Here is a 6,206-nt window from a genome sequence, read left to right on the forward strand (position 1 = left end):
GCTTAATCCCCTCCGTCCCCTTTTTTCGGGTCAGCGGAAGTTGTTGCGCAGGCCGTTCCAGCACTGCTGGTAATCGCCCTGGCGGTGGCCGGCGGCCAGCGCCTGTGCGGTCGGGCGGATCACCGCGCGGGTTTCGAACATGAAGGCCATGGTGTCCTTGATCACATCGGCCTTCGACAGATCCGCATTGGACGCCTTGTCGAAGGTCGGTGCGTCCGGGCCGTGGCCGCTCATGCAGTTGTGCAGCGATGCCCCGCCCGGCACGAAGCCTTCGGCCTTGGCATCGTAGGCACCGTGCACCAGGCCCATGAACTCGCTGGCGATGTTGCGGTGGAACCACGGCGGGCGGAACGTGTTCTGCGCCACCAGCCAGCGCGGCGGGAAGATCGCAAAGTCCATGTTGCTGGTTCCCGGCGTGTCGCTGGGCGAATGCAGCACCAGGAAGATCGACGGATCCGGGTGGTCGTAGCTGATCGAGCCAATGGTGTTGAAGCGGCGCAGGTCGTAGCGGTACGGCGCGTAATTGCCGTGCCAGGCCACCACGTCCAGTGGTGAATGGTCGATCGGCGCACGCCACAGGCGGCCCTCGAACTTGGCGATCAGCTCGAAATCGCCATCCACATCCTCGAACGCCGCGTGCGGGGTTTCGAAGTCGCGCGGGTTGGCCAGGCCATTGGAACCGATCGGGCCAAGGTCGGGCAGCTTCAGCAGTGCACCGTAGTTCTCGCAGAGGTAGCCGCGGCTCGGCCCATCGGGCAGTTCAACGCGGAAGCGCACGCCGCGCGGGATCACCGCGATCTGCTGCGGCTCGATCTCGATCACGCCCAGCTCGGTCAGCAGGCGCAGCGCGCCCAGCTGCGGCACGATCAGCATCTCGCCATCGGCGTTGTAGAAGTAACGGCCGACCATGTCGCGGTTGGCAGCGTAGAGATGGATGCCTACACCGGCATGCGCGTCGGGCGAGCCGTTGCCGCCCATGGTGTACAGCCCCTCGACGAAGTCGGTCGGCAGTTCCGGCAGCGGCAGCGGGCTCCAGCGCAGCTGGTTCGGCGAAGCCGGCTGTGCGCCGAAATCGCACTGCAGTTGCGACTGCGCGAACGGGGTGAACTCGCCATGGGTTACCGCCGGACGGATCCGGTACAGCCAGCTGCGGCGGTTGCTTCCGCGCGGCGCGGTGAAGGCGGTGCCGGTCAGCTGCTCGGCGTACAGGCCGTGGGCCACCTTCTGCGGTGAGTTCTGCCCGACCGGCAGCGCGCCGGCGATGGCCTCGGTGGCGAACTCGTTGCCGAAACCGGACTGGTAGCCACGGGCGGTGATGGCGGGGGACATGGGGGCTCCAGAAATGGCCGGCCAGCGGCCGGCACTACCATTCGGACAGGCAATGCCGGCGGGAAGCCGGCAGTGCCCGCAGACCTTACAGCACGCCGCGGCGGATCTGGTCGCGCTCGATGCTCTCGAACAGCGCGGTGAAGTTGCCTTCGCCGAAGCCTTCGTTGCCCTTGCGCTGGATGATCTCGAAGAAGATCGGGCCGATGCAGTTCTGGGTGAAGATCTGCAGCAGCTTGCGCTGGTGGGTTTCCGGATCGGCATCGATCAGGATCTTGTTCTTGGCCAGGCGCGCCACGTCTTCACCGTGGTTCGGCACGCGCTGGTCGATCACATCGAAGTAGGTTTCCGGCGTGTCGAGGAAATCCACGCCCTGCGCGCGCATCGCTTCGACGGTCTCGTAGATGTTCTCGGTGAAGCAGGCGATGTGCTGGATGCCCTCGCCCTTGTATGCGTCCAGGTACTCGTTGATCTGGCTCTTCGGGTCGGACGATTCGTTCAGCGGGATGCGCACGATGCCGTCCGGCGCGGTCATCGCCTTGGACACCAGGCCGGTCTTCAGGCCCTTGATGTCGAAGTAGCGGATCTCGCGGAAGTTGAACAGGCGCTCGTAGTAGTCCGACCACTGCTGCATGTTGCCGAAATACAGGTTGTGGGTCAGGTGGTCGATGAAGGTCAGGCCGAAGCCGAACGGGTGCAGGTCGGCACCGGCGATCGGCTCGTAGTCGCCGTCGTAGATGCTGCCGGCCGCGCCATAGCGGTCGACCAGGTACAGCATGCAGTCGCCGATGCCCTTGATGACCGGTGCGCTGACCGCCTTGCTGTCCGGCTTGAAGGCGATGGCTTCGGCGCCGTTGCCCAGTGCGGTCTGGTAGACCTCCTGGCCCGGCTTCTTGAAGCGGATGGCGAAGCCACAGGCACAGGGGCCGTGCTTTTCGGCGAAGTCGGCGGCGAACGAATCGGGGTCTTCATTGACCAGGAAGTTGACGTCGCCCTGGCGATAGACGGTAATCGGACGCTGCTTGTGCTTGAGCACCGCGTTGAAGCCCATCTTCCGGAAGTACGCGTGCAGCTCCTGGCCTCGGCCGGCGGGGGCGGCGAATTCGACGAACTCGAAACCGTCGATGCCCATCGGGTTCTCGAAGGTGGTGACCTGCATGCCGGGGTTGGGATGCGAGGCGGTCGGGACTGCGGTATTCATGGCGTGGCTCCGAATCGGTACCGCATCGGTACAAACCAGGTGCGGGCAGGTTGGGACCCGGCGAGAATGCAGGGTCTGGACCCACCCCTTATAGTTACACTTGAAACCACCAGCAAGGTGCACCGCAACATGAGCCCCGCCGATCCCGCCTCGACCCGCCTGCGTGCCTCGCACGTCCTGCTCGACCTGGAACAGTTCCTGCCCTACCGGCTGAGCGTGCTGTCCAACCGGGTCAGCGGCAACATCGCCAAGCTATACGGCGATCGTTACGGTCTGGCGATTCCCGAATGGCGGGTCATCACCATCCTGGCGCTGTACCCGGGTTCCTCGGCCAGCGAGGTCTCCGACCGCACGGCAATGGACAAGGTGGCGGTCAGCCGCGCCGTGGCCCGCCTGCTGGAGCGCGGCTTCATCAAGCGCGAGACCCACGGCGACGACCGCCGCCGCTCGGTGCTGGCGCTGTCGGCGGCCGGCTTCGAGGTCTACGAGACCATCGCCCCGATGGTGATCGAGATCACCCGCAAGCTGATGTCGGTGCTGAGCGAGGAGGAAGAGCAGGTGCTGGAGAAGCTGATCCTGCGCCTGGCCGGCGAAGGCCTGGAGCGGATGGGCCAAGGGGTCTGAAAGAAAAAAGGGGACGGAGGGGATTAAGTCGCTTTGGGCACCAGGGCGCGGGTGCCGACCCTGGCCGGCAGCGGAACAGTAGCTGGGCGATTGTCGTCCGCCCCCCTTTGATCTGCCGGGACCCGCTCTTGTACGGGCTGTGGGCCGACCACAAGCGATGACATTGCACGCATTCACTTCCGGCGGAATCCGTCATGAAGTGTCGCCCTCGCCCGTCGGCATTTCCGCATTGGCACGATACGACCCGTTTCCGCGAAGCTGGTGTATCGAAACGGGCTGATCCAATGAGTTCTCTTATTGGACTGTCGGTGCGTGCGGCCGGACGGTACGCGTTCAACGGGCATCAGCCCGGCCATCCACATCGAACGGCCCCCTCATGGATGACTCGCGTTCAACGTCGCCGCATGGCCAGGAATTGCTGGCCGATCTCAGAGAGCTGATCTGCGCAGCGCGCAGCAGGATGCACAGGTCCATCAACGCCGAGTTGACGCTGCTGTACTGGCGAATCGGTCGTCGCATCCATGTTGACCAGATGGCAGGGCAGCGTGCGCGTTACGGCGAGGCTCTCTTCACCCGGATCGCCAAGGTGCTGTCTGCCGAGTTCGGCACGTCCTTCGGTGAGAAGAGCCTGCGCCGGATGGTGCAGTTCTCCATCGCATTTGCAGACGAGCGGATTGTCGTATCGCTGATACGACAATTGAGCTGGACCCATTTCATCGCGCTGATTCCACTGGCGGATCCACTCAAGCGCGATTTCTATGCCCAGATGGCCGCCACCGAGGGCTGGAGTGTACGCACGCTGCGCCAGCGCATCGATTCGATGCTGTATGAGCGCACGGCACTCTCCAGCCAGCCAGAGCAGACCATCGCCGAAGAGTTGGCGGCACTGCGCGGCAACCAGCAGCTGTCTCCAGGGCTGGTACTGCGTGATCCCTACGTACTGGACTTTCTTGGCCTCAAGGACAGCTGGGACGAGCAGGACCTTGAAACCGCGATCCTTCGCGAGATGCAGGGCTTCCTGCTTGAACTTGGTACCGGCTTCAGTTTCGTCGCCCGCCAGAAGCGCATCCAGATCGACGGCGATGACTTCCACCTGGACCTGCTGTTCTACAACCGGCGCCTGCGAAGACTCATTGCCATCGAGTTGAAGATCGGCGAGTTCAAGCCGGCCTACAAGGGACAAATGGAACTCTATCTGCGCTGGCTGGACCGCTACGAACGTGAGGATGGCGAGCAGGCGCCGTTGGGCATCATCCTCTGTACAGGGAAGAAGGCGGGCCAGATTGAACTGTTGGAGCTGGATCGCTCAGGCATCCATGTTGCGGAGTACCTGACCACGCTGCCCTCCCGTGAGGTCCTGAAGCGAAGATTGCAGACTGCCATGGAGCGGGCGCGGCAACAGCTGCAGACCGCGGCGCCCGGCCTCCCGTAGATCCACGCCACGCGCGGATGGCGTTCATGCTTCAGCTCAGGTGCTTGCGGCGGGCATGGATCCACGGCACCGCGAGCGCTGCGATGGCACCACCGGCGAAGCCCAGCGAAGCGGCCACCGTGGCTGCTTCGACCGCCCCCGGCAGCGCCAGCGCCGCCGCCACCAGCAGCAACGAAGGCAGGCCGACGAAGGTACCCAGGAAGAAGTGCCAGCGCGGCGACCAGGTGTTGAGCTGCAGCAGGCTGACCGGCTGCCAGGCGTCGGAGGCGGCGTCCTCGGCGATCTTCGCCACCGCCTTGGCCAGGTCCACCTCCGGCAGCGCGCGGCCCAGGCGGGCGGTCGCCAGCAGCTCGGCCACCGCCTCCACCGGCGGGAAGCTGGACGGCCACGCCACCGGCGCCGGCACGCCGTAGGCGGTGAGCAACGGCACGCTCAACCACGGTGCCACCAGCGGACGCATGCGGCGGCGCGCGTGCACGCACCAGATCTGCGGCTGGCCGTGCGCAATGACGCTGTACAGCGCCAGTTCGTTGGCCGGCGGGTAGCCGAGCATGGTCACCCGCGCTGCCAGGCTGTCCTGGCCCATCGCGCGCAGGAAGCCGGGGCGGCTGCGGCCTTCCTGCATCCACGCCAGGCCCAATGCGCCCACCAGATACGCCTCGGCGACGTCCTTGCTGCCGGCCGTGGCGCGCTCGTCACTGGCCAGGTACCACGCCAGCGACTTGGGTTCGGCAACATCTTCCAGGCCCCAGCGGCTGTCATCGCCCAGTACGTGGCGCACCGGCAGTCGCGCGGGGGCGGTCTCGCCACGCTCGCCGGTCTGCAGGAAGGGCAGCACGCCCTGGATGAAGGCGGACAGCTCGATCGCGCGCGCGCCATGGCCTTGCCATTCGGGCGGCAGCAGCCCGGCCAGCTGGCCTTCGGCGGCCAGCGCATCAAGGCGCGCCTTCTGCTCGACCAGCTTCTGCACCGCCCCCTTCAGCACCACGTTGTCGGGCAGCGCGATCTGCGGCAGGCGGTGGCGTGGCGGTGCCAGGTCGACGCTGTCCTCTCCGGTACCGGCATCATCTAGAAGCGCCTCCTGCTGGGGCAGGGTCACGCCCTCGCCTGCCCCAGCCTCGGCCAGGTCGCTGGCAGGTTCGGGCAGTCGTTCGGCGTGGTCGCTGTGCATGGGCGTTCCGGAAGGTTGCGTCGACGGGGCGTCGACTGAGGTCCTTGCCGGTAACGGCGTGCTCACGGTGAAGTTGAGACACGGATTCAGAGAGTGTGACGGGGCGCGCAGTAGCAACTGTCTTGTCAGGGGCAGCCGAGGGCCACCTCGGCGTCCCGCTTACGGGCGTTTAGGATCACCAGCATTTTGCGCATGACCGCCACGAGCGCCACCTTGCTCGCTTTGCCCTTGGCCTTCAGACCAGCGTAAAACGCGCGCAGTCTTGGCTCGTACCGGATGGCCGTCAGGGCCGCCATGTAAAGGGCTTCGCGTACCACCGCGCGCCCACCACTGATCCGCCGTTGGCCCTGCCAGGTGCCACTTTCGCGGTTCATCGGGGCCAGCCCCACCAGCGACGCTATGGCTTTGCTTCCCAAGCTGCCCAGTTCGGGCAACTCGCAGGCCAATGTGCT

6 protein-coding genes are annotated in these 6,206 nt (G+C 65.6%); 2 read left to right on the plus strand and 4 right to left on the minus strand.

What is annotated here, in order from left to right; translation table 11 throughout:
- Nucleotides 1-30: 30 nt before the first annotated feature.
- On the minus strand, nucleotides 31-1,329 hold the full coding sequence (hmgA, locus tag BLS66_RS20235) for a homogentisate 1,2-dioxygenase (RefSeq protein WP_049468044.1): 1,299 nt from the start codon (nucleotides 1,327-1,329) through the stop codon (nucleotides 31-33).
- A gap of 85 nt (nucleotides 1,330-1,414) precedes the next feature.
- Complete coding sequence (gene hppD, locus BLS66_RS20240; RefSeq protein WP_208596533.1) at nucleotides 1,415-2,527, minus strand: 4-hydroxyphenylpyruvate dioxygenase; 1,113 nt, start codon at nucleotides 2,525-2,527, stop codon at nucleotides 1,415-1,417.
- Between the two features lie 129 nt (nucleotides 2,528-2,656).
- Between hppD and BLS66_RS20245 the strand changes: the two genes are divergently transcribed.
- Together BLS66_RS20245 and BLS66_RS20250 are read left to right on the plus strand one after the other, a co-directional pair.
- Nucleotides 2,657-3,151, plus strand: a complete 495-nt coding sequence (locus BLS66_RS20245) for a MarR family winged helix-turn-helix transcriptional regulator (RefSeq protein WP_053461595.1) — start codon at nucleotides 2,657-2,659, stop codon at nucleotides 3,149-3,151.
- A 376-nt stretch (nucleotides 3,152-3,527) separates the two neighbouring features.
- Nucleotides 3,528-4,583 (plus strand): PDDEXK nuclease domain-containing protein, encoded by a 1,056-nt coding sequence (locus tag BLS66_RS20250; RefSeq protein ID WP_074726641.1) that lies wholly within the window; start codon nucleotides 3,528-3,530, stop codon nucleotides 4,581-4,583.
- Between the two features lie 31 nt (nucleotides 4,584-4,614).
- Here the strand turns inward: BLS66_RS20250 and BLS66_RS20255 are convergent, their stop codons facing one another.
- Both BLS66_RS20255 and BLS66_RS20260 read right to left on the minus strand, forming a co-directional pair.
- Nucleotides 4,615-5,754, minus strand: coding sequence for a hypothetical protein (locus BLS66_RS20255; RefSeq protein ID WP_074726642.1), 1,140 nt, complete (start codon nucleotides 5,752-5,754; stop codon nucleotides 4,615-4,617).
- A 125-nt stretch (nucleotides 5,755-5,879) separates the two neighbouring features.
- Nucleotides 5,880-6,206 (minus strand): transposase (locus tag BLS66_RS20260; protein WP_143025197.1); only part of this gene is annotated, 327 nt, incomplete at its 5' end.

It is taken from the genome of Stenotrophomonas pavanii (assembly GCF_900101175.1).
Classification (GTDB): Bacteria; Pseudomonadota; Gammaproteobacteria; order Xanthomonadales; family Xanthomonadaceae; genus Stenotrophomonas; species Stenotrophomonas pavanii.

Bases quoted from the DNA above. Each gene is read 5' to 3' on its own strand.
- BLS66_RS20255 (WP_074726642.1), bottom strand. From the start codon at position 5,754: ATGCACAGCGACCACGCCGAACGACTGCCCGAACCTGCCAGCGACCTG.
- hmgA (WP_049468044.1), bottom strand. From the start codon at position 1,329: ATGTCCCCCGCCATCACCGCCCGTGGCTACCAGTCCGGTTTCGGCAAC.
- BLS66_RS20250 (WP_074726641.1), top strand. From the start codon at position 3,528: ATGGATGACTCGCGTTCAACGTCGCCGCATGGCCAGGAATTGCTGGCC.
- hppD (WP_208596533.1), bottom strand. From the start codon at position 2,527: ATGAATACCGCAGTCCCGACCGCCTCGCATCCCAACCCCGGCATGCAG.
- BLS66_RS20245 (WP_053461595.1), top strand. From the start codon at position 2,657: ATGAGCCCCGCCGATCCCGCCTCGACCCGCCTGCGTGCCTCGCACGTC.